This is a genomic window from Pseudomonas sp. B21-048, assembly GCF_024748615.1.
Taxonomy (GTDB): Bacteria; Pseudomonadota; Gammaproteobacteria; order Pseudomonadales; family Pseudomonadaceae; genus Aquipseudomonas.
Map to the genome: position 1 here is coordinate 4,722,578 of NZ_CP087168.1, position 23,581 is coordinate 4,746,158.

Below are 23,581 nucleotides of genomic sequence, written 5' to 3' on the forward strand. Positions count from 1 at the left end.
GTCAATGCAACTTATATCCGATGAGTAACGGCAGGCTATAAAGTGGTTTGATCCGTGTTGTTGCCAAACTGCCCGAGGCGGGTTTTACCAGCGACGGTACTTCGCGCTTGATCACCCGCGTGCCGCTCAGGGAGAACCCGGCCAATTCCTCGGCATTGCTCACCAGGCATTGCACCCGCATACGCAGGCACAAGGACAATCGCCAGCTGTCGAGGCTGCGCGCAAACAACGCAGGGTTGCCGATATAGAGCACCCGACCGAGCGGCTCGAACCAGCGCCGAGTCATACGCTTCACAATCAGGTAGCAGGACTCTGAGGTCTGCGAATCGACAATCATCAGGTGCCGGCACTCAAGCTCGGCGTGGTCCTGGAAGATCACGGCTTCTTGCTCATTCAACCAGCCACCGACCCGATGAATGTCGGTTTCCAGGCGATAGCGCCGGCGCATTTTCAGTGGGTTGGGAAACGGGTACATCAGCAACAACTCGGTTTCCAGATCGGTAAAACCGAACTTCTTGCTGATCTCATACACATCGGGTGTGGGCGTGTAGTTGAGCAACGTCACTTTGCGCATCGACAATACCGGCAGCAGCAACTTCAGGCTTTCCTTGCGGTACTCGGCCTGCACATACCAACTGTGCAGTTCGCAAAAACGCTGCTGGCCGTTACAAGGCTGGGTGGTAAACAGCAAACCGAGAAAGCCGACCACCGTGTCGCCATCAAGCATCACATAGCCGAAGTAATCCTCACCGCCAGACCACACATCGGCAAACATACGCTTGCGCACATTTACGCCAATCCAGTTGGAGTTCAATGTGGACTCGCGCAACAACTTGCACACGGGGTACATATCACCGCTAAGCGCTCTACGAACGGTCACGTTCACGTTATTGCTCCCTGCGTGGCGCTCGTTCAGGCAGATGCCAACAGCGGCGCCTGTTGCTCGGCGACAATAAAGTCAATCAAACAGGCCACACTGCTGAACGGGCTGATGGTTTGTGACACTGCCTTTTCCGAGGTCAACGAAATTTCAATTCCAAGTTCATCATCCAGCCCCTCTTCCACCGCGGCGAGAAAACTAACCAGTTGCATAGAGTCGAATACACCCGTGGCACCATAAAGTGCCAATATGTCGACACTGTGCAAATCAATCTTTTCTTTACGCGTGGCATTAACTTCAATCAACGCTGTATGAATGATGGTAAATATCGCGTCTCTCATAATCGACCTTCCGGATTATTACTCAGCGTGAGTCGGGCGCGGTTAAAAGCCGTGCCACAACGGTAGTGAGCAAAATCTAACAGGTCCATCTCGACAAAAAAAACTATCAGATCAGGTAGTTTTTTAACGCCGAGCGCTCCGCTAAGATCCAACGCCAACCAGCAAGCACGCGATAAATAGACGCTTGTGGCAGCGCACCTTCAACTCCCTGAACAAGGTAACCACATGCTTTTCCTGCAAATCGTTTTTATAATATTAACGGCCAAGGTTGCGGGTGCCTGTCTCAAAAAGTTAGGGCAGCCGGAAGTGGTTGGCGAAATGATCGCCGGTTTTGTATTGGGCCCCTTAGTTCTCGGCTTCTTCTTTCCCGGCGCTCACCATGCACTGTTTCAGGGCGACGCTGTTACACAACTGAAAGTACTCAGTGACTTGGGCATTCTCTTGTTTATGTTTGTCGTCGGCGCCGAATTCCGAATGCCCGAACAGCGCACCCCTTTCGCTCAGGGCAAAGTGTTGCTGGTTGCCGGTTGCGCCATTGCCCTGCCCTTCGCTCTGGGGATCGCGATCACCCCCCTTCTCTACAGCACCTTCGCGCCTGTCGGCACCCCCCACCTGGGCTTCAACCTGTTCATTGCGACGGTATTCTCGGTCACTGCATTTCCGGTACTGGCGCGCATTCTCAAGGAGCGGCAGATGCTCGACAGCGAAGTCGGCGCCCTCTCGCTGATGGCCGCCGCCGTAAGTGATGTCTGCGCCTGGGTGTTGCTGGCCATCACGGCGATGAGCTTGCAACTTGATCGCCAATGGCAGGATCTGGCCTTGAGGCTGTGTGGCCTGGTGGCGTTGTGCGCAGCCTCTTTCTGGTGCGTCCGCCCACTGCTGAGTCGGTGGATCGCCCATCTTGAGGGCACGAACACCCTGACCTTGCTGGCGGTACTGCTGTGTGGCGCCCTGATCTACGGCAGCATCACCGAATGGTTGCAAGTACATGCGGTGTTCGGCGCCTTCCTCTTCGGTGCTTGCTTGCCGCGGGACCAACGGCTGCTGAACATGTTGGTCGAACGCGTGGAGCACATCGCGGTCATCGTGCTGATGCCCAGCTTCTTCGCCTTGGCCGGGCTCAATACCACCGCCGCAACGTTCTCCGGGGTCGGTGTCAACCTGCTGGGCCTGGTGCTGCTGGTGGCAATTATCGGGAAACTGCTGGGCGGTGCACTGGGTGCTCGCTTCGCCGGTTATTCGACACCGGTTGCCATGCGTGTCGGGGTGCTGATGAACGCCAGAGGCCTGATGGAACTGGTGGTGCTGAAAATTGGCCTCGACCTGGGGATCATCGGCAAGGAGCTCTTTACCCTCTTTGTCATCATGACCGTCGTGACGACGGTCATGACCGGCCCCTTGCTCAATGTGCTGGACAGGCTGCGTCTCGCTCGCCAAAGGCTGGACATGCAATGACAGCCATCAACGTTTCGTTACCCCCCGCTCCCGCTGTAAGGTCACGCATGTTCAAACGTATTGGCGTTTTTCTTATTGCAGTGTTGCTGATCTGCGCTGCCGGCGTCGCCATCTACCTCTACGGCAAACAACCGCAGCGCCAAGGCCTGGCCAATCTGCCAGGGCTACAGTCGCCGGTAAACGTGCATTTCGATGAGCGTGGCGTACCCCATATCGCTGCGGGCAGCGAGCCGGATGCATACCGTGCCTTGGGTTACGTGCATGCCCAGGACCGCTTGTTCCAGATGGAGATGCTGCGCCGTCTGGCCCGCGGCGAACTGGCCGCGGTACTGGGCAGTAAGCTGCTACCCACCGACAAACTCTTTCGGACCCTGCGTATCCGTGAGCAGGCGGACTGGCAGGTGACGCACGCCGATCACAACAGCCCCGCGTGGCAAGCCTTGCAGGCCTATCTGGAAGGCATCAACGCCTATCAGCTGCAGGCCCCAGGCCCCGTTGAATTCGACCTGCTTGGTATTGAAAAGAGACCGTTCACTGCACAGGACGTTTATAGCGTGGTCGGCTATATGGCCTACAGTTTTGCCGCGGCGTTTCGTACCGAACCCTTGCTGACCTACGTCAGGGATACTCTGGGTGAGCCCTACCTGGCCATTTTTGATCGCAGTTGGAATCCCAACGGCGCCCTTGCCAGCCAGACACTGAACGCTGCCGACTGGAAGTCGATGGCCGCGCTGGCGCGGCTTAGCGAACAGGCCGTGAGCAATGCCGGGTTGCCGCAAATGGAAGGCAGCAACGCCTGGGCCATTTCCGGCCAGCGCACGCAAAGTGGCAAGCCGCTGTTGGCGGGTGACCCGCACATCCGCTTTTCCGTGCCGTCGGTGTGGTACGAAGCCCACCTCAACGCACCCGGTTTCGAACTCTACGGCGACTATGAAAGCCTGGTGCCGTTCGCCTTGCTGGGACACAACAACGATTTCGCCTGGACCCTCACCATGTTCCAGAACGACGACATCGACCTGATTGCCGAAACCACCAACCCCGACAATCCCGATGAAGTCTGGTATCAGGGTCACTGGGTAGCCCTGAAGGAAGAACAGCAGCGGATTGACGTGCGTGATGCCGAATCCGTCGTGCTGCGCCTGCGGCGCTCCCCCCACGGCCCGATCATCAACGATGCGCTGGGCGAGAATGCCCCCGGCCGGCCCATCGCGCTCTGGTGGTCGTACCTGGACGGCGCCAACCCTGTGGTGGATGCGTTCTATCAACTCAACCGCGCCAACACACTGGACAAGGCCCGCGCGGCGGCCTCCCTGATCAAGGCCCCCGGGCTCAATGTTGTGTATGCCAATGCCCAAGGCGACATTGCCTGGTGGGCCGCCGCGGGATTGCCCAAGCGTGGCCCGCAAGTCACCCCGGACTTCATCCTCGATGGCAGCACCGACCAGGCTGATAAGTTCGGCTACTACCCGTTCAGTGCCAACCCCCATGAAGAAAACCCGGCCAGGGGTTACATCGTCTCCGCCAACGCCCAGCCCGTCTCACCCGACGGCGCGGTGATACCGGGCTACTACAACTTGTCCGACCGCGGCCAACGCCTGAACCAGCAATTGGGCCTGGACGGTCAGTGGAGTATCGAAAAGAGTAAGCAGTTGCAGCTTGATACCCGGACCGGCTATGCCCAGCGCGTGTTGCAACCTCTGCTACCGATCCTGCGCACTGCGATTGAAGATCCGCAACAACGACAGTGGTTGGAGGGGCTTGCGAAATGGCAAGGCGATTACCCGCTGGACTCGATCAACGCCACGCTGTTCAACCAGTTCCTCTATGATCTCAACTATGGCGCCTTGCACGATGAACTGGGCGATGTGATGTTCCAGAACCTGCTGGCCACCCGCGTGCTGGACGCTGCGTTGCCGCGTCTGGCTGCCGACGAGCATTCGCCCTGGTGGAAGGACAGGACACAACCCGGGGTGCAGCAGCGGGCTGATGTCGTCGTTCGTGCCTGGAACACCAGCATCGCGCATCTGCGCGACACCCTGGGCAACGACTCCGCGCAGTGGCAATGGGGCAAGGCGCATCACCTGACACAGATGCACCCGCTGGGCAGTCAAAAGCTATTGGCACCGCTGCTCAACGTAGGCCCTTACTCAGTGCCAGGGAGCCACGAAGTTCCGAACAATTTTTCCGCACCGCTGAGCGCGGCGCCCTGGTCGGTCACCTACGGTCCCTCGACGCGCCGGGTGATTGACCTGGCGATGCCGGACAAGGCGGTGGGGATACTTCCAGTGGGTCAAAGCGGTGTTCCGTTCAACAGCCACTATCAGGACCAGGCCCTGCCCTTCGTGCAAGGCGAATATCAAGCACTGCACTTTTCACCGACGGACATTGCCCGGTACACGAAAAGCACTCTGCAGTTGATGCCCGCACCCAAAGTTCGCTAGGCCAGCGTCGACTGTTGTTCGAGTTGCACGAGGATCCCGGCCACACGTTGCGCAAAACCGTCCGGGTCTTCCAGCATCATCAAGTGGTCGGTGTGTTACATGTTGAGCGAGGCATTTTCAACTAATACTCAACGCATGCGCCGATAGCTAAAAACAGCACTCCCTGGGGATCGTCCCGGGAGTGCTGAGCGCGCCACGCTGCCCTCAAACCTGGGGATAGCGTTTAAACAACTCGGTGCCTTCCAACCGTGCCGCATGAGCATGCAACGTCTGAAAATCGTCCGCCCTGACGACATCGGCGACCATCAACTGAATGAACGACCAGGCGACTGCACTGGTGATGTCGGCCTGATCCGGCCTGCTTTTTACGTCGGGCTGCCCCCGCACCAGCTGTATTTCCCACTCGCGGCACGCTGCCAGCAATTGCCCCGTTACCCGCTCCAGCCATGGCTGGTGACGTTTTTCCTCAGGTCGCAACTTGTATTCGTAGACGATCTGCACCGTCTTCTCGCAGGCAGCCAAAGCCAACCCCAAAATTCGCAGCGAAGCTGCCAGGGGCACGGCCTGCTGTGGCATCAGCTTTTTACCAGGAGGGATTAACGCCTCGAAGTAGTCGATGATTAGGGTCGAATCCATCAACACCGTACCGTCATCCAGGACCAGGCTTGGTGCCTTCACTGCCGGGTTGATCGCGGAAAACATCTCGAACGCACTGAATACCGACAGTGCGGCATGCTCGAACGAGACGCCCATCAGATCAAGCGAGATGGCCACACGGCGGACATAGGGGGAATCCAACATGCCAATAAGTTTCATCAGATATCTCCTTCATCATGCAGTCAATCCTATTTCCTGGCCGCACGAGTGAGAAGCGCAGTTTGATTTTTCGTAGAATCCTTAGGCGTCTGTCGCATACGGCTGCACGCCTGGCGCAGCTTTCTTGAGGCGAACAACCATCGGAGGCTACCACTGCTCCAATCGATGCCACACGAGCGAGTAGGTCAACCTCGAATGGCTGAAGCCCTATCGAACGCTTGGGAGGGGCAAGGGAAGCCACTGTACATGCCCATATGTACGTATAAACTCTATTAAAATAGCTACCCAGTACTAAAAACGGCTTACCGAAAGGTAGGCCGTTTTTTTATGCCTTGAGGAGAGTGATGGGAAATCCCTGATTTGCGCACCACTCCATCGGCCGATAAAGTCCCCAGACCTTTTATCCCATGGACGGAGTGCCCCGCGTGTTCTCAGCCTCCCACTTGAGTCGCTATCGCCTGTCAGCTTTTTCGCTGATCGCCACCGCTTTAACTCTCGTCGCCTGTAATGCCCCGCCCTCTTCGCCTTCGCTCCCAACCCTGCCGGCCGCGCCGGAAATTGTCTCTGGTTATCGCATCAACCTGCAGACCCGGCACGCCTCCAAACACATGGCCGCAGCCGCCAACTCGCTGGCAGCCGAAGCCGGGCGCGAGATGTTGCGTGAGGGCGGCTCGGCGATGGATGCAGCCATTGCCATGCAAGCGGTGTTGACGCTGGTCGAGCCGCAATCGTCGGGTATCGGCGGTGGCGCGTTGATTGTGCTGTGGGATGGCAAGACTGTGCACACCTACGACGGTCGCGAAACCGCTCCGGCCGGCGCCACCGAGAAACTGTTTCTGCAAACCGATGGCAAACCGATGCCGTTCACCCAGGCACAGATCGGCGGGCGCTCGGTGGGGACGCCGGGTGTGTTGCGAGTGCTGGAACTGGCCCATCAGAAGCACGGTCGCCTGCCGTGGGCGAAGTTGTTCGAGCCCGCCATCAAGCTTGCGGAACAAGGCTTCGCCATTTCGCCACGACTGCATCAGTTGATCGCGGCAGACGCGTTCATACCGCGCTCACCGGACATGGCCGCCTATTTTCTGAATGCCGATGGCAGCCCGAAAGACATCGGTACGTCGTTGAGAAACCCGGCACTCGCCGCAGTATTCAAGCGCATCGCCAAGGAAGGTCCCGATGCCCTGTACAAAGGACCGATCGCAAAAGAGATCGTCGCCAGGGTTCAGGGCCATACCAACCCCGGCAGCCTGTCGCTGAACGACCTCCAAGGCTACAAGGCCATGGAACGCACGCCGCTGTGCACTGACTACAAACGCTGGCAAGTCTGTGGCATGCCGCCACCGTCATCGGGCGGGATCGCCGTGGCGCAAATCCTCGGCACCTTGCAGGCCCTGGAAACCCGCGACCCGCGCTTTGCCCTGGCGCCGCTCAAACCGGTCAGGACCGGAAAACCGGCGGGCCTGGAACCAGCCCCCGAAGCCGTGCACCTGATCGCCGAAGCCGAGCGCCTGGCTTATGCCGATCGCGCGCAGTACGTCGCCGACACCGACTTCGTGCCCGTGCCGGTAAAAGGTCTGATCGACCCGTCTTATCTGAGCAGCCGCGCCGCCTTGATTGGCGAGCGCAGCATGGGCCAGGCCAAACCTGGCACCCCGCCGGGCATTCAGGTTGCTTATGCGCCCGACCGCTCGCCGCTGCGCATTTCCACGTCACAAGTGGTGGCGGTCGATGACGCAGGCGGCGCTGTGTCCATGACCACCACCGTGGAAGCAGCGTTTGGCTCGCACCTGATGGTCCAGGGCTTTCTGCTCAACAATCAAATGACCGACTTCTCGTTCATCCCCGAAGAGAACGGACAAAAAGTCGCCAACCGCGTCGGACCGGGTAAACGCCCGCGCTCGTCCATGGCGCCCACGCTGATCTTCGACCGGCAGAACGGCGAGTTCCTGGCCACCGTCGGCTCCCCCGGCGGCTCGCAGATCATCGAATACGTGGCCAAATCCACCATTGGCCTGCTCGACTGGAACCTCGACCCGCAAGCGGCCATCAACCTGCCCAACTTCGGCAGCCGCAACGGCCCGACGGAACTGGAACAAGGGCAGTTCAGCCCGACGCTGATTCAGGCACTGAAGGAAAAAGGGCACCGCGTAAACGAGATCGACATGACCAGCGGAACCCAGGCAATTGTTCAGGTCAAGGATGCGCAAGGGAAAAGGGCATTGGACGGTGGGGCTGATCCGCGACGTGAGGGAGAAGCGTTGGGGGATTGAGTCGTACGCAGGAATGAGAAACGGCTTACCGGGAGGTAGGCCTTTTTTATTAGCGAACAATCTCGATCAGGTATCTCGCGCAGCCTTTTCCTACCCTCAAATTGCTACCCCTTAGATAGAGTATGAAAACCGTTTTTATCGACGCGATCAAATTTCGCATGGAGCAGTCCGGCCTGTCCGCAGCTGATCTAGCACCAGCCATTGGCCGGACAAACCGGGTTTATGAAGTGCTCAACGGTAAGCGCGCGTTGACGCTTCCGATGATCTGGAAGCTTCATGATCTATTCGGGATACCCGCTGAAAGCCTGATCAAGCCGCAGAAGCAGGCCTGACCTTTTTAGGGCTATGCAGCCGGACAGATAGCACTAAATCGCCAACTGATTGGCAAACTGCCCAACCGCGTTCACCACTTTCTGCGCCCCGTCCTGGATCTCGACAATCACCGTGCCCGCCTCCGCCGCCAGCGCCAGCCCCTGTTCCGCCTGGAGTTTGCCATCGGTCATCAGGGCCACCGCATTGCGCGCCATGTCCTGGTTCTGGCGTACGACGCCGACAATTTCGTCGGTCGCCTGACTGGTGCGCGAGGCCAATTGCCGGACTTCGTCAGCCACCACGGCAAAACCTCGACCCTGTTCACCCGCGCGAGCCGCTTCGATGGCCGCATTGAGCGCCAGAAGATTAGTTTGCTCCGCGATGCCTCTAATGGTTTTGACGATGGTACCAATGACCAATGATTGCTCGTTCAGCGCTTCGATGCCTTCGCCAGCGGTTTGCATATGCCTGGCCAGATCACGCATGACGTTTACCGCTTGAGTGACAACAGTGGTACCGCGCTGGGCGCTATTGTCGGTTTGCTGCGAGGTGCTGTAGGCAATGTCGGCGGCTTCAGCGACAGCCTGCTCCCGATTGACCTGATCGGTAATCACCGTGGCGAATTTCACCACTTTGTAGAGCTTATTGTTGGCATCGGTCACCGGATTATAGGTCGCCTCCAGCCAGACCACACGACCATGGCTGTCGATACGTTTGAAACGGTCGGCCACGAACTCGCCAGCGTTCAGACGGCGCCAGAAATTCTGATACTCGTCGCTGTGGTGTTCCTCTGGCGCGCAGAAGGTGCGGTGATGTTTACCCTGAATCTGCGCCAGGCTGTAACCCATGCCATTGAGAAACCGGTCGTTGGCCGTCAGTACGTTGCCATTGAGATCGAACTCGATGACCGCCGTCGAGCGTACCAGTGCGCCGATCAGGTTCTCATGTTCACGGGACGCCTCGATGGTACGGGTCAGGTCGCTGGAGAAAATCGCGAAGTGCCTGATTCGACCATCCGAGGACCGCACCGGCTGTATGATCGACCGCAACCAGGCTTCGGCACCATTGCCGCGCAACAAGCGGATCGCGCCGGCAAAGTGCTCGCCACGGGTCAATGCAGCCTTGAAGCGATGGTGAAATTCGTCCGATTTAACATGGACCGGGACGATGTCTTCGATGTGCCTGCCGACCAGATCGTTGCCCTTGTAGAACATTTCACCCATGAAATTCCGGTTGGCCGATTGAATTCGGCCATCGGGGTCAAGGGTCAGGACCAGCATCTCGCTGTCCAGGCTCTCCTTGACTTGCTGAAGGCTGAAGAGTTCTTCGCGAAGAGCCGACAGCTCCTGCTTCAAGCGTTTGTTGAACATGGGAAAGTACCGATGGACAGTAGGTAGAAAGCGGCTTACAGCCTAACCATCGGCCTTGGAGATATTTTCTTAAGAGCCTTGCAGGGTTGTCCTACAAAAATAGTGGCGGTATGACAGCCTCCTACCGTAGATGCGCTCTGACTGGCACTCTTTTCACAAGGGCACTGGACCGCTCGACACAAGTAGTTTCAGTATGTACTCGCCCCGCCTCCGAGGGCTCACGCTGAAAAGGATCTGAGCATGTTCAAACTCGCAGGACTCACCCTCGCCGCACTCACCCTGAGTGCCACCGCCCAAGCCGATGTCGATCTGAATCTGGGCAGTACCGAACGTGTCACCCAGTTGTTCGCCTATCCCAATAACTGCAATGTCATCTGCTATCGCAATTGGACACTGGAACAGACAGTCGAGCACTACCTGACTCAAAGCGTACAACGCGATGGCTACAAAACCGCAAAAGTGCTGGTCAAAACCGATAATAAGCAGCTCTACGCCAATATCAGCGGCGTGCCCAAAGGTTATGACAAGCCATTGACCGCCTTGCTCAAGGCTGGGGATCTGGCCTACAACGGCGCCAGCAAGTTGAGGACCGATGGTAAATGGACCTATAACTGGTACCTGTTCCTGCCGCTGGGCATGGCGCTGGAAAACCGCAAAAGTGTCGAGTTGCTGCACTTCCCGCCGGATTACTCGCTGACCCAGGCCCAGGATTACCTGGAGTCCAAGACCACCGACCGTTGGGCCACGTTGTTGACCGTCAACGGCATCCCCGTCGACCAGACACCGGCCTATCAAACCATCATCGACATCGCGCCGATTGCCGCGCCGGCCAGTGCCGGCAAGGACCTGGAAGGCGTCTACGGCTACTTCACGGACTACCAGACCACCATGGTCAAGGAAGTCAGCCAGAACGCCAGCGGCGCGGCGTTGCCAATGGTTGCCTTCGGCGCACCGGTGCGTAACTGGATCAAGCAACAATACGGGCAGACCGTGGACATACTGGGCCTGGCAACCATCAGCCCGAGCGAGGGTGTGAAGGTGCCAGTACTGGGTTCCAATCATCCGAGCTACATCTGGTACGCCGCCGACCCCGAGGCTTATAGCGGCAGCGATGCCCAGGCCAAAGCCGATGCCGCAGGGTTGAAAGTCATGGGGCAGGATTTGAGCGCCGCGTGCTGGCAGGCGGGGATGGGTAGCAAACCGGGTACTGACCCTACCGTTCAGCTGAAAAGCTGTACTCAGACCTGGCAAGTGACCCAGAAAGAAAAAACCTGCGAACTGTTCTACACCTCGATCCGCAACCTGACGCCCGAACAAGCTGTGGCCAAATGCGCAACAACGACAGTCAAATCTCAGTTGAAACAACTGAAGACCCCATCCCTTGCGACCTCTGCTCCTGCGCCACACTTGTAAACGATGAACGCCTTTCCCGTGTCAGCCATGGCTGACGCGGGAAAGAGCCTTTTACGCCTGTCATATCTGACAGTAGACCGGTTGTTTCATTTGGGAGAGGCTTGGGGCGTACCCATGTGCTGCAAAGCTGACCGGAGGTCAGTTGACGGAGGTTGTAGCACCCAGCTGACAAGGATTGTTATGAGAGCCCACAACCAACAAAAAATACCCCCACCGCCATCCAATGGCATCTATCCCTTTGAAGAATTGCCCCTTCGCCTTGGATTCCCCTCCAGCGATGACTTTGAAATTCTCAACAACGCAGAGGGATCCGCAATAGCTGTCATGGCGCTGCGCGAGTTCCCCCGCATCAGCCGAATCTGCCGGGTTTCCGGGCATCTATTGCCCTACCGCAACCAACACACCCGGCAGCTGGCACCCGAAATCCATGTCTACGATCCGCGCTTCTGCAGCTTGCTGAGCCACTCCTGCGACCCCAACGTCTTTCTCGACATGAGCGAGCTGTGGTTATGGGCGCTCAAAGACATCAAAAAGGGTGATCGATTGACAATGGACTTCGCCACCACAGAAGACAAACTGCTGCGGCAGTTCGCCTGCCGCTGCGGTTGCCCGTGCTGCCGTGGCTGGATCATCGGCTATGACGAGTCGCCGAACGCCAGTGGAGAACAGTTTTTTCAACAGTGGCGTCGACGAAGTCGACGCTGAAAAAGTTTTACAAGGTTTCGACCGGACGCAAACGATACTGTGGTGGCAACTGTTCGAAACCGCTGATGGTGGCGTTCAGGCTTTTCCAGCGACCGTCCTTGATGCCATAAATGCAACCATGAATCGACAGACTCTGCCCGCGGTGCCAGGCGTTTTGCACAATGCTGGTATGACCGACGTTGGCCACTTGCTGGATCACGTTGAGTTCGCAGAGGCGGTCGACCCGTTCTTCTTCAGTGGACAACTTGGCCAGTTCGTCGCGCTTTTCATAATAGAGATCGCGAATCGAGCGCAGCCAGCCGTCGATCAGACCCAACTGACGGTCCTGCATCGAGGCGCGTACCCCGCCGCAACCATAGTGGCCGGTGACCAGGATGTGTTTGACCTTGAGTACGTCAACCGCGTACTGAATCACCGACAGGCAGTTGAGGTCGGTGTGCAATACAACGTTAGCCACATTGCGGTGCACGAACAGATCGCCCGGCAGCATGCCGACGATTTCATTGGCCGGCACACGCGCATCGGAACAGCCGATCCACAGGAATTCTGGCGTTTGCTGACGGGCCAGTTTGGCGAAGAAGTCAGGATCTTCTTTGGTGATCGCGTCAGCCCAGCGCTCGTTGTTATCAATCAGATCTTGTAATTCGTTCATGCAATGAAGCCTCGAGAATGATGCGCTGCTTTGACAGACAACCGCCTGTCGGGGTCACGCGCGAGATGCAGATACCCGGAGTCCATGCCGGCGGAATTCTCAGGAGTACAATAGGGTCAACCGTAGTAAGGCCTACAGTATGAGGTATTGCCATGACTGATTCACGACGGCCGTCCGATACAGTGCAACCCGAGCCCATCGACGACGAAGACCGCATGGGTTCGGTGCATGAACTGGATTTCGACGAGGAAGAGTCTGGCGCCAGAATTGGCGACCTGATCCCTGAACACGAACGGACGCAGAAGATGCCCAGCGAGCGCGTCCGTGAAGCCGGCATGACCGGGGCCTCGACCGATGACCACGAGCCCACCGACGACGACATGAGCCCGGAAAACCTGATCCGTGAAGATGGTGCCCGAGATGCCCACGAAGCGGGAGAAGGCGACCAGGCAGACTGGGATTTGAGCATTGTCGATGAAGACGATATCGGCGGGGGCAATGGGCTGGACGAGGCAGAGATGGCGCGGCGCGATCCAATGGATGGCAAGCGTTGATCTACAGGTCTGACCGGATTCCAACGTAGGAGCTGCCGAAGGCTGCGATCTTTCGATCTTTTGTTGCCGCGACATGGAAAGATCAAAAGATCGCAGCCTTCGGCAGCTCAAAGTGTTTCAGTCAACCAAAGTGCAGGCCATTACCACGGCATCTTCGCGCCCGCCAACCGCCGGGTAGTAATCCCGCCGACGTCCGATTTCGTTGAACCCATACCGCTCATACAACCGAAACGCCGCCCGGTTGCTGTCGCGCACTTCCAGAAAACATTCCCGCGCCTCTGCCTTGTAGGCAATCGACATCAAATGCTCCAGAAGCGTCAAACCCAGGCCTCGTCCCTGATTTTCCGGTTTGACGGTGATGTTCAGCAGATGCGCCTCATCGAGAATGATCTGCACCACGCCATGACCGACCTGTTGCTGCCCTTCGAACATCAGCCAGATCTGGTACTTGCCCAGGCCATCGAGAAAAATCCCGCGGGTCCAGGGATGGCTGTAAGCCGCGTATTCAATTTTCAGTACAGTGTCCAGGTCCGCCTCGATCATCGGGCGGAACGATACAGCGTCACTCATTCGATTCTTTCCAGCGCGCCATCAGCCGACGCATGGCTTGCCAGACATCAGCCTTACGCTGTGGCTCTTCCATTAATAATTCCAGACCCGGCAGGGCCCAGACCGACCCCAGGCCTTCGACCTGAAGTTCACGGTTGAAGGATTCGGCGTTGGCCTCACCGGCAAAACGCACCGCCGGCAGTCCGATCAGCCACAGGCAGACGCATGGAGCGTCTTCCAGACGGGCCGACAGAAAGCCTTGTACGAAATCCCGAGCCGCTTCCGGCCCTTGATCCATGGTGCCGCGTGCCAGCAGCGGCCAGCGCACCGGCTCGCCGATGATTTGCGGGCTGTCTGGCAGGCCGGCGGCGCGCAGCATGTCTTTGAGCAACAGATAGGCCGGATCGCGGGTCTGGAAGCTTTCGCCTGTGGGTAACTCCACCAGCAACAGGCAACGACCTGCACGCAGTAATTGCAGGGCGAAGCGCGGTGGCGGAACGACCGGCGCCCTAACCGCGACCGGGGCTTCCTCTTCTTCGACCTTGGCGTTCGTGCGCGTGCTGGCCAACGATGGCCGTGGCACCTCGATCTTTACCCGTTCAGCAGGTTTGACCACCGGTTCCACGGGCGTCTCAGCCACAGGAGCGTGTACAACCTTGGCGATGACCAACGGCTCGGGCATCTCCAGCAGTTCAGGCCGCGAGGGCGCAGCAAAGGGCAATTCGGTGCGCGGCAGCCAGTTGACCACCTGCATGGCGGTCAAATAAGCGCGGCGACGGGACTCGATAAGCAAAGGTCGGCCACTTGTGGATAACTAAAGTGCAGTGATTCTACCGCCCTTCGCTCAAGATCGCCCGCGCTGTTGATCGATAGACTTCACCGATAGTCTTTCCACCTATGAAAAATGGCGACAGCCCATCCCGAGAGTGAATCGACACGGCTGCGATGCAGTACAATCGCGGCTTTTAATCGCCAACCAGCCGGCCATTCCGATGATCGAACCCAAGCGCGTCTTGCGCGCCCTCGCTGAACACTGGGCACTTCTGGAGCCACTGTGCGAGCACTTCGACCAAGGCACCCTGAGCCTCAACGAACTGCGCACGCAACTGGCCGCCCAGCAACTCGACAGTACACCGCAGGACATCACCAGCCTTCTGGACGTGTGGATCCGCCTCGATATTCTGGTTCCCGTGGCGAAAAGCCCGAACCGTTTCGAGCTCAATGCGCAGATCCACGATTTCCTCGCTTACCTGCGCCGTGAGCACCGTCTGGGCCTGTGTCTGGAAATCGAAGCCTATTTGCGCCATCTCGAGCGCCTGGCCGGTTACATTCAGGACGCCTTCGAGATTCGCGACGGCAACGATCTGGCGCGCCAGTTGCGTCTGCTCGACATGCGCGTGCGAGACGTTTTGAAGAAGCTTGCCAACGACGAACAGGCCTTGGTGGCCGTCGCCGAGCGGGCCAAGACCAGCGACCGGCAGATCCCATTGCGTCAACGCTACGCTGAAGTACTGGCGACCTGGGATGAATACGTCGAGCCGATGATCCAGTTGGTGAACGCTGACGGCGCCTTCGAACAAGGCGTGCGCAAGGTCGAAAACGTCCTGCTGAAGATGCTCACTGAACAGCAGCGCCTCGGCCATCTGGTCGACGACGACATGCTGCTGCGCACCCACGCGCGCATTCTCGAAATGCAGACCAGTGCCCAACTGACCTTGCGTCATGCCCGTGAACTGCTGCTGCCGTTGCGTGAAGAAGCGCGCCGGCACAACGCCGTGACCCGTGGCGCGGCGCTGGCCTTGTCGGCCATTCGTCGTAAAGGTATCGATGCGGTACCGCAAGCCGCGATGCCGATGTTCACCCGGCCGCAAAGCACCTTCCTCGGCAGCGCCAGTCAGGTCGAAGCCTACGTGTACGCCCTGGCCCGTTTCGAGCCGAAACCGGCGCGCTTTCCCAAGGCTCACAAGACTCAGAAAGGCGAAGCCCCACGCGCGCCACGCACGGTTCGGGAAATGCTCGAACGCTGCGAAGACGCCCTGCCGATGCCGGACCTGATGACCTGGCTGCTGGAGCAGGAGCCGGACGGCGCCACCGACGAATTGCTCTACTGGTTCTCGCGTCTGTCGCGGGAAAAACGCTTCAAACGCGAGCGTCTGGAACGCCGCGATTACCACACTCACGAGCATCAGGTCAGCCTGCGCTCCTTCGCCCTGCTCTCGTCCGGTGACACCGCCGCCGAGAATTCTGCGAGCATTCCAAATGCATCTTGATCTATCCGAACTGTCCCATCTGGCACCGATCTTTCGCGAGCTGTTCAAGGGCTACCACGTCAGCCGCCGCGATCCGGAGCTGTACGCGCAACTGTCGAACTTCCAGGACCAGTACCGCACGCTGTTCAAGGCACTGGGCTTTGAACTGGTCTGCGACACCCGGGGTTTCTACTACTTTGTGCCGGACCTCGCTGCGGCGGCAGTAAACAAGACCGCGCAACGTCTGGCGCTGTTCACCTTCATCCTTGTCGAGCACTTGGCCGACCAGGGCCGCGACCCGATCTCCGTGCTCGACGGCGGCAGTCTCGGCCGAGATGAACTGCCATCGTTGCTGGAAAAGTACCGCGACCTGTTCATCCAGGCCGAGGTCCAGACTCAGGACGAACTGGAAGAAAAGATCATGCGTCGCATGACCCAACTCGGTTTCGCCAGCGAAGAGCCTGGCATCTACCGCTTCCTGCCGCCGATGCACCGCTTCCTCGATGTTTGCCTGTCGGTTCAGCAGGACCGCGATCTGGCGGCCAGCCTGCACAGCGTGCTGCCATTGCCAGTTCCGGTATTGATCGATGACGACAGCGACGAGAAGCTGCTGCAAACCGATGATCCGCTAGACCTCAGCGACTTCGAGGAAGAAAGCGAAGAAGACGCCATGGCCCGCGCCATTGCCGAAGAACAGGAGACTGACGCATGAGCAAGGAACGCTACGGCATTCGCCGCTTTGCCCTTTTGAACACCGCCGGTTACAGCCTCGGCCTGTTCCCGCTGGAAGAGCCGCTGTCGGTTTACGGCGCGAACAACCTCGGTAAATCCGCTTCGATCAACGCCTTACAGTTCCCGATTCTGGCGCGCATGTCGGACATGAGTTTCGGCAAGTACAGCCTGGAGCAATCCCGTCGGTTCTACTTCGCTTCGGACACCAGTTACATCCTGGTGGAAGTCTCCCTGCCCCACGGCCCGCACGTAATCGGCGTGGTCGGCCGCGGCCCGGGCGGCGGTTTCGGTCACCAGTTCTTTGCCTATGCCGGCAAACTCGATCTGGCCCATTACCAGAAAGACGACACCTGCCTGCGGCAGAAAGAGCTGTTCAACAACCTCGAACGCGAAGGCCTGAAAGCCTACGAACTCAAGCCGGATGAACTGCGTCGTTTGCTGGTTGGCGGCCACACTTCGATTCCGCTGGACCTGACGTTGATCCCGCTGCGCTCCACCAGCGAGCAGAGCCTGAAGACCTTCCGGGCCCTGTTTATCAACTTGCTGCACATGCGCGAAATCACCGCGGCCAAACTCAAGCAGTTGTTCCTCGATGCTTTCGAACACAGCCTGCGTTCCGGTAGCGTCGATTACATCGCAGCGTGTGAAGAAGCGTTCCGCGATGTACGTCGCATGGAGCAGGATTACAACTCGCTGGTCACCGCTGGCCCGCTGGTTGAAGCACTGGCCGCTGGCGTGGCCCAGCGCAATATCCTGCGCGGTAAACTGCACCGGATCTCGCCGCTGCTCGATTCCTTGCTCGGCACCTGGTCGGACTACGCCAGTGCGCGCAAGGAAGAACTGACGATTCAGGCCGAGCACTACCGCAACGAGCAGGACGCGCTGCAAAACGATCAGCGTGGTGGCACTCAGGAGCTGATGCGTCTGGAGCGGGAAATCACCGGTATCCAGCGATGGCTCGGCGAGTTGTCGGTGCTCAAGCATCGCTTCGCGCTGGTCGATGACGTCAAAGTCCTCGAGCAGCAACTGCTGGCCGCCAAGGACGCGCACGACGAACTGGCCGGTGCACTGGCCCAGTCGCGGCAGTTCAGCGCCGAAGACCTGGAAGAGCGCCTGCGGGATCTGGAAAAACGCCTGAAGTCGGTCAAGCAACAACTCGATCATGCCGACAACAACAGCTACGCCCGTTTGCGCGAAGAATTCTCGCAGCAGGACGTCGAGCGCCTGATGCGCCTGTTCAACAGCGCGTTGTTCAGCCTCCCGCTGGGCGAGCATGGCATTACGCTGGACGAGGATGGTCAGTGGGTCAAATCCATGGAGCTGATCCTTGATGGCTTCAAAGGCGAGCGTTTCGAAGTGCCGGGCCTGTCCATCGACATCTCGCACATCGAGCCACCAGCCCTGCAAGCCTTGGCTGACCGCGCAGCGTTGCGCGATCAGAAAGACCGCCTGGAAAAAGAACTCAAGCAGCTGAAAACTCAAGCTGCCGTGGCAGCCGACCGCGCGGCCAGCAAGACCCAGACCGAAGCGCTGTACCAGCAAGTGCTGGATGCGCAGAAAGCCCTGGAAGACTTCCGCCGCGCGCAAACCCTGAGCGCCGAGGAAGGCGACAAGCTGGAACAACTGGCGCAGATGGAAGCCGCTCAGGACGAATTGAAACGTTCCAGCGATGCCTTCACCGAGCGCGTCCAGCAACTGTCGGCCAAGCTGCAACTGGTCGGCCGGCAGATCGGCGACATGGAAGCCAAGCAACGCACCCTCGACGACGCCCTGCGCCGTCGTCAGCTGTTGCCAGCGGACCTGCCATTCGGCACGCCGTTCATGGACCCGATCGACGATTCCATGGATAACCTGCTGCCGTTGCTCAATGACTATCAGGACAGCTGGCAAGGATTGCTGCGCAGCGACGGGCAGATCGACGCGCTGTACGCTCAGGTTCGCCTCAAGGGCGTGGCCAAATTCGACAGCGAAGACGATATGGAGCGTCGTCTGCAACTGCTGATCAACGCGTACGCTCACCGCACCGATGAAGCGCTGACCCTCGGCAAGGCCCGCCGTGCCGCAGTTACCGACATCGCCCGGACCCTGCGTAACATCCGCAGCGACTATGACAGCCTCGAACACCAACTGGCGCTGTTCAACCGCGAGATCAACAAGCGTCAGGTCTCCAACCTGCAAAGCTTCCGCATCGTGCTCGCGCCGAACAAGGAAGCGCTCAAGCACATTGACCAGATCATCCACAGCGCCGGTCAGTACGAAGAAGGCGAAACCCTTTCCGTCTTCGACCTGAGCCAAAGCGCCGATCAGGACAACAAGAACGAAGAAGCCAAGGAATACCTGGCGCGGCTGGTGGCGGCGAACCACAACCAACTCGGTCTCAAGGATCTGTTCGAGCTGGCGTTCGAGATCACCAAGGTCAACGGCCAGCCGGTGATCCACACCGACATCGACGGCGCGGCGTCCAACGGCACCACCATGACCATCAAGGCGCTGACCAACATGTACTTGTTGCTGCACTTGATGGACCGCGACCTGGCCGGTCGCGTGCGCCTGCCGTACTACCTCGACGAGGCGGCGGACATCGACGAGAAGAACCAGGCAGCGCTGCTGGAAACCAGCCTGCAATTGGGCTTCGTGCCGATTCTGGCGAGTGTGAAGCCGCAAGTTTGCGCCAGTGTCGCCATCGATCTGGAAGGCGGCAGTGGCCCGAACGGCATCTACATCGACGAGGCGGACTGGAAGTACATCCGTCGCCATGATGAAGTGAAGGCAACCGTTGTTGTACAAGCTGATGAGCCAGAGCTGGATGCGGTCTGATTTGACTTAATCCAAGCCAACAAAAAGGCCGCGATCCAATGGATCGCGGCCTTTTTTTATCTTTTCATTGTAGGAGCAGGGGGGCGCCTAGCCCTTGCCCGCGAAGGCAGTACAGGCGCCGACAGATTACTTACCGATCGAAATCTTCGGCGCCCAGGTCAGCCACTCATCTTCGAACTGGTCGAACAACGGGAAGGTTTGCTCGGGCCGCGCCGGCCCCCCCATGCGGTCGCCATCCGGAGTGGCAAAGGCGATACCGCCCTGAACCAGCGTCTCCAGCGATTCAGTGCGTATTGTCGCGCCTTTGAACAAGCCATAGTCAAAACCAAAACCACTGGTGTTCCAGAATCGCGTACCACTGCGCACCAGCGGCGCGTACTTCGGCTCGATCAGGATGTGCACCAACACTCGATCAGCCGTCTGGCCCAGTTCATAGCCGGTCACTTTGCCTACGGTGATTTCACGATAGGTGACGGGGACGCCTATCTTCAGCGAACCCCGACGAGCAGCACTCAATACCAGACTCAAACCTGCCTCTTCCTTGGCGATTTCGGGGGGGGTGGTCAGGGCCACGAAGTTCTTCTGCGGGCCGAGGTTTTTCGGCGCCGGTTGCACTTCGATGTATTGCCCGGTGACCAACGTTTCGAGGTTCGAAGTTTTAATCAGACCTAGCTCAGGTTTGACCACCCAGAACTGACTGCCGACCCGAGCGATACGCTCCGGCACTTCTATGATCCGCGCGGTCAGCAGCACTGATTGCAGGTCATCAGTGAGGTCGACGTCCTCAATCTTGCCAACGTCCAAGCCTTTGAATCGAACCGGCGTGCCACTGCGCAGGCCATCGGCGCGATCGACCTTGATCGTGATCACAGTGCCTTTCTGCGTTGCATCGTCATGGCTCGCATGCAGGCGGAAACGTGGAATACGCTTCTGCAACGGCGCTTTGGCTTCCGGGGTTTCGAAGGCAATCCCGCCGGCCATCAAGCTTTGCAACGACTCACTTTTGACCTGGATGCCGCCGGTCAACCCACCGGTGAGCGTAATGCCGCTAGCATTCCAGAAACGTGTCGAGGCGTTGACCAGCCCTTCGTATTCCTTCTCGATATGCACCCCGATCACCAACTGCTTTTTGGTGCGGGAGAATTGATAGCTCTGAACCGAACCGACCTTGACCTGTTTGTAGAGAATCGGACTGCCGACCTCCAGAGAACCAAGGTTGTCGGTGAACAACACGAGGTGCAGGCCAGGCGAACGCAGATCCAGCGGCGGCGCCTTGGCTCGGGCTTCGAACTCACGCTGCGGTGCACCGCCCTTGTCGCCGGGGCGCACGGCGATGTAGTTACCTTTGACCAGCGCTTCCAGGCCGGTTATGCCGGCGAGCGAAATCGATGGTTTGACCACCCAGAACTGGGTGCCGGTGACCAGGTATTCCTCAGCCAGCGGATCGAGGGTCAATTCAGCAGTCGCACTGGACAGGTCCGGGTCAACCTTGAGCGCCTTCAAATTACCGACCTGGATGCCTTTGTACATCACCGGTGTACGACCGGCCTGCAGGCCTTCGAAATCGCTGAGTTTGACCTTGACACGAATACCGGCGGCGGCTGCATCAAAGTCTTCATAGAGCCGGAACGGCAGACTTGGATCGGTAGGCGGGCTGTCCTTGCGATTTTCCGGAGTGGCAAATGCAATACCACCGGCGACGATGCTGGCAAGGGACTCGCTACGTACTTTCACACCAGAGAGGTTGGCGTCGATACTGATGCCGCTGGCATTCCAGAAACGCGTGTGTTTACGCACCAGGTTGGCGTAGGTTGGCTCGATAAAGACTTTGAGCTCGACAGTATTCTGGTCTGCGGACAGCACGTAGCTTTTGATCTGACCGACCTGGATCTGTTTGTAGAATACCGGGCTTCCACGATTCAGCGAGCCGAGGCGATCCGCCTTGATGGTCAGGTGGAGGCCGGGTTGAGCGTCTGATAGCGGAGGCTCTTGGGCCAAGGCCTTGAACTTGCGTGTCGGCTCGCCTTCGCCAGGGCTGACGGCAACGTAATTCCCCGAAACCAGCGTCTCCAGGCCCGTGATACCGGCCAGGCTCACGCTCGGTTTGACCAGCCAGAAACGCGTGCTGGTCCTGAGGTATTGCTCCACGTCCTTATTCATCTCGATGGTAGCGATGACTCCTTTGGAGCTTCCTTCGTCATCGAGTTTCAGAGCTTTCACCTTGCCGACCGACATGCCTTTGTAGACGACTTCGGTTTTATTGGCCTGAATGCCTTCACCGCTTTCGAAGCGCACCTGAATCTCAATGCCCGTCTCGCTATAGGCACGCCAGCCGAGCCAGCCACCGATGATCAAGGCGATCAGGGGCAACACCCAAATGGCTGACCAGTTCGAGGCCGGTCGGGTTTTCGCTTTAGGCAAATCAGTCATGGTCGTCGTCCGACTCCGTGTTATCCCAAATCAGTCGGGGATCGAAAGTTACTGCGGCAAGCATCGTCAGAATCACCACACTGGCGAAGGCGATGGCGCCAAGATTGGCTTCGACGCTGGCAAGCCGTCCAAAATTCACAACCGCCACCAGGATGGCGATCACAAAGATATCCAGCATCGACCACCGGCCGATGAACTCGATAAAGCGGTACATCCAAATGCGCTGGCGTGCCGAGAGCGGCTGGCGGCGCTGCACCGAAAAGAGCAACAGTGCGATGCCTACCAGCTTGAACGTAGGTACCAGAATGCTGGCGATAAAAACCACGGCGGCGATTGGAATCATGCCGTGCTGAACCAGTTGGATCACCCCAGACATGATAGTGCTCGGATCGCCCTGCCCCAGGGAACTGACGGTCATGATCGGCAGCACGTTGGCCGGGATGTAGAGAATCGCGCCTGTGATCAATAACGCCCAGGTGCGCATCAGGCTGTTCGGGCGGCGGGCGTGAACCAGCGCACCGCAGCGGGTGCAAACCTGCTCCTCGGCATCGGTTTCCTGCTTGTTCAACTCATGGCATTCGGCACAAATCAAAATGCCTGCATCAATCGCCCGCATGGGCATCTTCTCCTGATAGCGCCTGCCAAATCTGGTGCGGTGACATCACCACTTCCAGCCAGACCTGAACCAACAACAGACTGATGAAGCACGCCAGACCAAGACCTACGGTGATAGCCGCCATGTCGGCCAATTTGACGATCGCAACCAGTACGCCCATGAGGTAAACCTCGAGCATCCCCCAGTCTCGTAGATGGTGATAAATACGGTAGAGCAACAAGCCGTAACTGCGTCCGATATCGAAGCGAATACTCAGCAATACGAATAGTTGGCAAAGCAGCTTGAGCAGTGGTATTCCCATGCTGCAAAGAAATACCACTGCCGCTACGCCTCGCATACCGGTATCGAACAGGCCGACAACGCCAGTCCAGACAGTGTCGTGCGATGACTGTCCGAGTAGATGGAGCTGCATGATGGGTAAAAAGTTCGCTGGGATGAACAACAACAGTGCGGCAATGACCAAGGCGAGACTGCGCTGCACGACATTGTGTCGATGGGCATACAGCTCATAACCGCAGCGTACACAGATGGCTTTCTCACCAAGAGCAAGCTCAGGCTTGCGCATCAGCAAGTCGCACTCATGACACGCTACCAAGTCATCCAGCGGTAAATCTGACAACCCAGGGGCGTCAACCGGATCTGGCATAAAGGCTCTGGCTCCAAAAAAGTTGGACCTATTCTAGTGGCCTGACTCGAAAATAACTGTGCAATTTTGTGCTATCGCCGACGCGTTCTTTTCCTGCGGACAAAACAAAACCCCTACCTGCAGACGCAGATAGGGGTTTCGGAATTCAATCTTGACGATGACCTACTCTCACATGGGGAAACCCCACACTACCATCGGCGATGCATCGTTTCACTGCTGAGTTCGGGATGGGATCAGGTGGTTCCAATGCTCTATGGTCGTCAAGAAATTCGGGTACTGAGTCGTGACCAGCTGGCCTCGCTTCAGCAAATTGGGTATGTAATAGATTTGTGT

19 protein-coding genes, 1 rRNA gene and 2 pseudogenes are annotated in these 23,581 nt (G+C 58.3%); 10 read left to right on the forward strand and 12 right to left on the reverse strand.

The features are described 5' to 3' along the window. Position 1 precedes the first annotated feature (1 nt). Together LOY56_RS22105 and LOY56_RS22110 are read right to left on the reverse strand one after the other, a co-directional pair. Complete coding sequence (locus LOY56_RS22105; protein WP_258617113.1) at positions 2–886, reverse strand: hypothetical protein; 885 nt, start codon at positions 884–886, stop codon at positions 2–4. A 26-nt stretch (positions 887–912) separates the two neighbouring features. After that, positions 913–1,221 (reverse strand): hypothetical protein, encoded by a 309-nt coding sequence (locus tag LOY56_RS22110; RefSeq protein WP_258617114.1) that lies wholly within the window; start codon positions 1,219–1,221, stop codon positions 913–915. Positions 1,222–1,446: 225 nt separating this feature from the next. On the opposite strand from LOY56_RS22110, the gene LOY56_RS22115 reads away from it, so the two are divergent. Together LOY56_RS22115 and LOY56_RS22120 are read left to right on the forward strand one after the other, a co-directional pair. Next, positions 1,447–2,676, forward strand: coding sequence for a cation:proton antiporter (locus LOY56_RS22115; protein WP_258617115.1), 1,230 nt, complete (start codon positions 1,447–1,449; stop codon positions 2,674–2,676). Between the two features lie 47 nt (positions 2,677–2,723). Continuing rightward, a complete protein-coding gene (locus LOY56_RS22120; protein ID WP_258617116.1) occupies positions 2,724–5,117 on the forward strand; it encodes a penicillin acylase family protein in 2,394 nt (797 codons plus the stop codon). 204 nt (positions 5,118–5,321) lie between these two features. On the opposite strand, the gene LOY56_RS22125 is transcribed toward LOY56_RS22120, so the two are convergent. Further along, positions 5,322–5,933 carry a glutathione S-transferase gene (locus LOY56_RS22125; RefSeq protein ID WP_258617117.1) on the reverse strand — a complete coding sequence of 204 codons (612 nt, stop codon included), beginning with the start codon at positions 5,931–5,933 and terminating at the stop codon, positions 5,322–5,324. A gap of 425 nt (positions 5,934–6,358) precedes the next feature. On the opposite strand from LOY56_RS22125, the gene ggt reads away from it, so the two are divergent. Continuing rightward, on the forward strand, positions 6,359–8,203 hold the full coding sequence (ggt, locus tag LOY56_RS22130; RefSeq protein ID WP_258617118.1) for a gamma-glutamyltransferase: 1,845 nt from the start codon (positions 6,359–6,361) through the stop codon (positions 8,201–8,203). Positions 8,204–8,340: 137 nt separating this feature from the next. Next, positions 8,341–8,535 (forward strand): annotated as a pseudogene (locus tag LOY56_RS22135) (type II toxin-antitoxin system HigA family antitoxin); the annotation flags it as partial. A gap of 33 nt (positions 8,536–8,568) precedes the next feature. Here the strand turns inward: LOY56_RS22135 and LOY56_RS27085 are convergent. Both LOY56_RS27085 and LOY56_RS27090 read right to left on the reverse strand, forming a co-directional pair. Further along, a complete protein-coding gene (locus tag LOY56_RS27085) occupies positions 8,569–9,177 on the reverse strand; it encodes a methyl-accepting chemotaxis protein (protein ID WP_408980396.1) in 609 nt (202 codons plus the stop codon). Then, positions 9,157–9,885: pseudogene (locus tag LOY56_RS27090) on the reverse strand (PAS domain-containing protein); the annotation flags it as partial. The pseudogene LOY56_RS27090 and the gene LOY56_RS27085, both read right to left, overlap by 21 nt. Before the next feature lie 240 nt (positions 9,886–10,125). Between LOY56_RS27090 and LOY56_RS22145 the strand changes: the two are divergent. Both LOY56_RS22145 and LOY56_RS22150 read left to right on the forward strand, forming a co-directional pair. Further along, complete coding sequence (locus LOY56_RS22145; protein ID WP_258617120.1) at positions 10,126–11,298, forward strand: hypothetical protein; 1,173 nt, start codon at positions 10,126–10,128, stop codon at positions 11,296–11,298. Positions 11,299–11,478: 180 nt separating this feature from the next. Continuing rightward, positions 11,479–12,003, forward strand: coding sequence for an SET domain-containing protein-lysine N-methyltransferase (locus LOY56_RS22150; RefSeq protein WP_258617121.1), 525 nt, complete (start codon positions 11,479–11,481; stop codon positions 12,001–12,003). A 7-nt stretch (positions 12,004–12,010) separates the two neighbouring features. On the opposite strand, the gene can is transcribed toward LOY56_RS22150, so the two are convergent. Next, positions 12,011–12,655, reverse strand: coding sequence for a carbonate dehydratase (gene can / locus LOY56_RS22155; RefSeq protein ID WP_258617122.1), 645 nt, complete (start codon positions 12,653–12,655; stop codon positions 12,011–12,013). A gap of 152 nt (positions 12,656–12,807) precedes the next feature. Between can and LOY56_RS22160 the strand changes: the two genes are divergently transcribed. Further along, positions 12,808–13,209 carry a serine kinase/phosphatase gene (locus LOY56_RS22160; RefSeq protein WP_258617123.1) on the forward strand — a complete coding sequence of 134 codons (402 nt, stop codon included), beginning with the start codon at positions 12,808–12,810 and terminating at the stop codon, positions 13,207–13,209. A 117-nt stretch (positions 13,210–13,326) separates the two neighbouring features. Here LOY56_RS22160 and rimI read toward each other — a convergent pair whose 3' ends face one another. Both rimI and LOY56_RS22170 read right to left on the reverse strand, forming a co-directional pair. Then, entirely contained in the window at positions 13,327–13,779 is a 453-nt protein-coding gene (gene rimI, locus LOY56_RS22165) for a ribosomal protein S18-alanine N-acetyltransferase (protein WP_048397730.1), read from the reverse strand. Further along, complete coding sequence (locus tag LOY56_RS22170; protein ID WP_258622836.1) at positions 13,772–14,512, reverse strand: energy transducer TonB; 741 nt, start codon at positions 14,510–14,512, stop codon at positions 13,772–13,774. The genes rimI and LOY56_RS22170 overlap by 8 nt, the downstream gene beginning before the upstream one ends. Positions 14,513–14,750: 238 nt before the next feature. On the opposite strand from LOY56_RS22170, the gene mksB reads away from it, so the two are divergent. From mksB to mksF, 3 genes are read left to right on the forward strand one after another with little or no spacing between them, the layout of a single operon-like run. Then, on the forward strand, positions 14,751–16,028 hold the full coding sequence (gene mksB, locus LOY56_RS22175) for an Mks condensin complex protein MksB (protein WP_048397728.1): 1,278 nt from the start codon (positions 14,751–14,753) through the stop codon (positions 16,026–16,028). Then, positions 16,018–16,719, forward strand: coding sequence for an Mks condensin complex protein MksE (gene mksE / locus LOY56_RS22180; protein ID WP_048397727.1), 702 nt, complete (start codon positions 16,018–16,020; stop codon positions 16,717–16,719). The genes mksB and mksE overlap by 11 nt, the downstream gene beginning before the upstream one ends. Then, positions 16,716–19,556, forward strand: a complete 2,841-nt coding sequence (mksF, locus tag LOY56_RS22185) for an Mks condensin complex protein MksF (protein WP_258617124.1) — start codon at positions 16,716–16,718, stop codon at positions 19,554–19,556. Before mksE ends, mksF begins: the two co-directional genes overlap by 4 nt. Before the next feature lie 126 nt (positions 19,557–19,682). Here mksF and LOY56_RS22190 read toward each other — a convergent pair whose 3' ends face one another. From LOY56_RS22190 to rrf, 4 genes are all read right to left on the reverse strand, one after another. Beyond that, on the reverse strand, positions 19,683–21,986 hold the full coding sequence (locus LOY56_RS22190; protein WP_258617125.1) for an intermembrane transport protein PqiB: 2,304 nt from the start codon (positions 21,984–21,986) through the stop codon (positions 19,683–19,685). Continuing rightward, complete coding sequence (locus LOY56_RS22195) at positions 21,979–22,602, reverse strand: paraquat-inducible protein A (RefSeq protein WP_258617126.1); 624 nt, start codon at positions 22,600–22,602, stop codon at positions 21,979–21,981. Before LOY56_RS22195 ends, LOY56_RS22190 begins: the two co-directional genes overlap by 8 nt. After that, entirely contained in the window at positions 22,589–23,248 is a 660-nt protein-coding gene (locus LOY56_RS22200; protein ID WP_258617127.1) for a paraquat-inducible protein A, read from the reverse strand. Before LOY56_RS22200 ends, LOY56_RS22195 begins: the two co-directional genes overlap by 14 nt. Before the next feature lie 149 nt (positions 23,249–23,397). Next, positions 23,398–23,513: ribosomal RNA gene (rrf, locus tag LOY56_RS22205) — 5S ribosomal RNA — on the reverse strand. Positions 23,514–23,581 lie beyond the last annotated feature (68 nt).

Coding starts and splice junctions, on each gene's coding strand:
- LOY56_RS22110 (WP_258617114.1), bottom strand. CDS start 1,221: ATGAGAGACGCGATATTTACCATCATTCATACAGCGTTGATTGAAGTT.
- LOY56_RS22115 (WP_258617115.1), top strand. CDS start 1,447: ATGCTTTTCCTGCAAATCGTTTTTATAATATTAACGGCCAAGGTTGCG.
- LOY56_RS22120 (WP_258617116.1), top strand. CDS start 2,724: ATGTTCAAACGTATTGGCGTTTTTCTTATTGCAGTGTTGCTGATCTGC.
- LOY56_RS22125 (WP_258617117.1), bottom strand. CDS start 5,933: ATGAAACTTATTGGCATGTTGGATTCCCCCTATGTCCGCCGTGTGGCC.
- LOY56_RS22145 (WP_258617120.1), top strand. CDS start 10,126: ATGTTCAAACTCGCAGGACTCACCCTCGCCGCACTCACCCTGAGTGCC.
- LOY56_RS22150 (WP_258617121.1), top strand. CDS start 11,479: ATGAGAGCCCACAACCAACAAAAAATACCCCCACCGCCATCCAATGGC.
- can (WP_258617122.1), bottom strand. CDS start 12,655: ATGAACGAATTACAAGATCTGATTGATAACAACGAGCGCTGGGCTGAC.
- LOY56_RS22160 (WP_258617123.1), top strand. CDS start 12,808: ATGACTGATTCACGACGGCCGTCCGATACAGTGCAACCCGAGCCCATC.
- rimI (WP_048397730.1), bottom strand. CDS start 13,779: ATGAGTGACGCTGTATCGTTCCGCCCGATGATCGAGGCGGACCTGGAC.
- LOY56_RS22170 (WP_258622836.1), bottom strand. CDS start 14,512: ATGCAGGTGGTCAACTGGCTGCCGCGCACCGAATTGCCCTTTGCTGCG.
- mksB (WP_048397728.1), top strand. CDS start 14,751: ATGATCGAACCCAAGCGCGTCTTGCGCGCCCTCGCTGAACACTGGGCA.
- mksE (WP_048397727.1), top strand. CDS start 16,018: ATGCATCTTGATCTATCCGAACTGTCCCATCTGGCACCGATCTTTCGC.
- mksF (WP_258617124.1), top strand. CDS start 16,716: ATGAGCAAGGAACGCTACGGCATTCGCCGCTTTGCCCTTTTGAACACC.
- LOY56_RS22190 (WP_258617125.1), bottom strand. CDS start 21,986: ATGACTGATTTGCCTAAAGCGAAAACCCGACCGGCCTCGAACTGGTCA.
- LOY56_RS22195 (WP_258617126.1), bottom strand. CDS start 22,602: ATGCGGGCGATTGATGCAGGCATTTTGATTTGTGCCGAATGCCATGAG.
- LOY56_RS22200 (WP_258617127.1), bottom strand. CDS start 23,248: ATGCCAGATCCGGTTGACGCCCCTGGGTTGTCAGATTTACCGCTGGAT.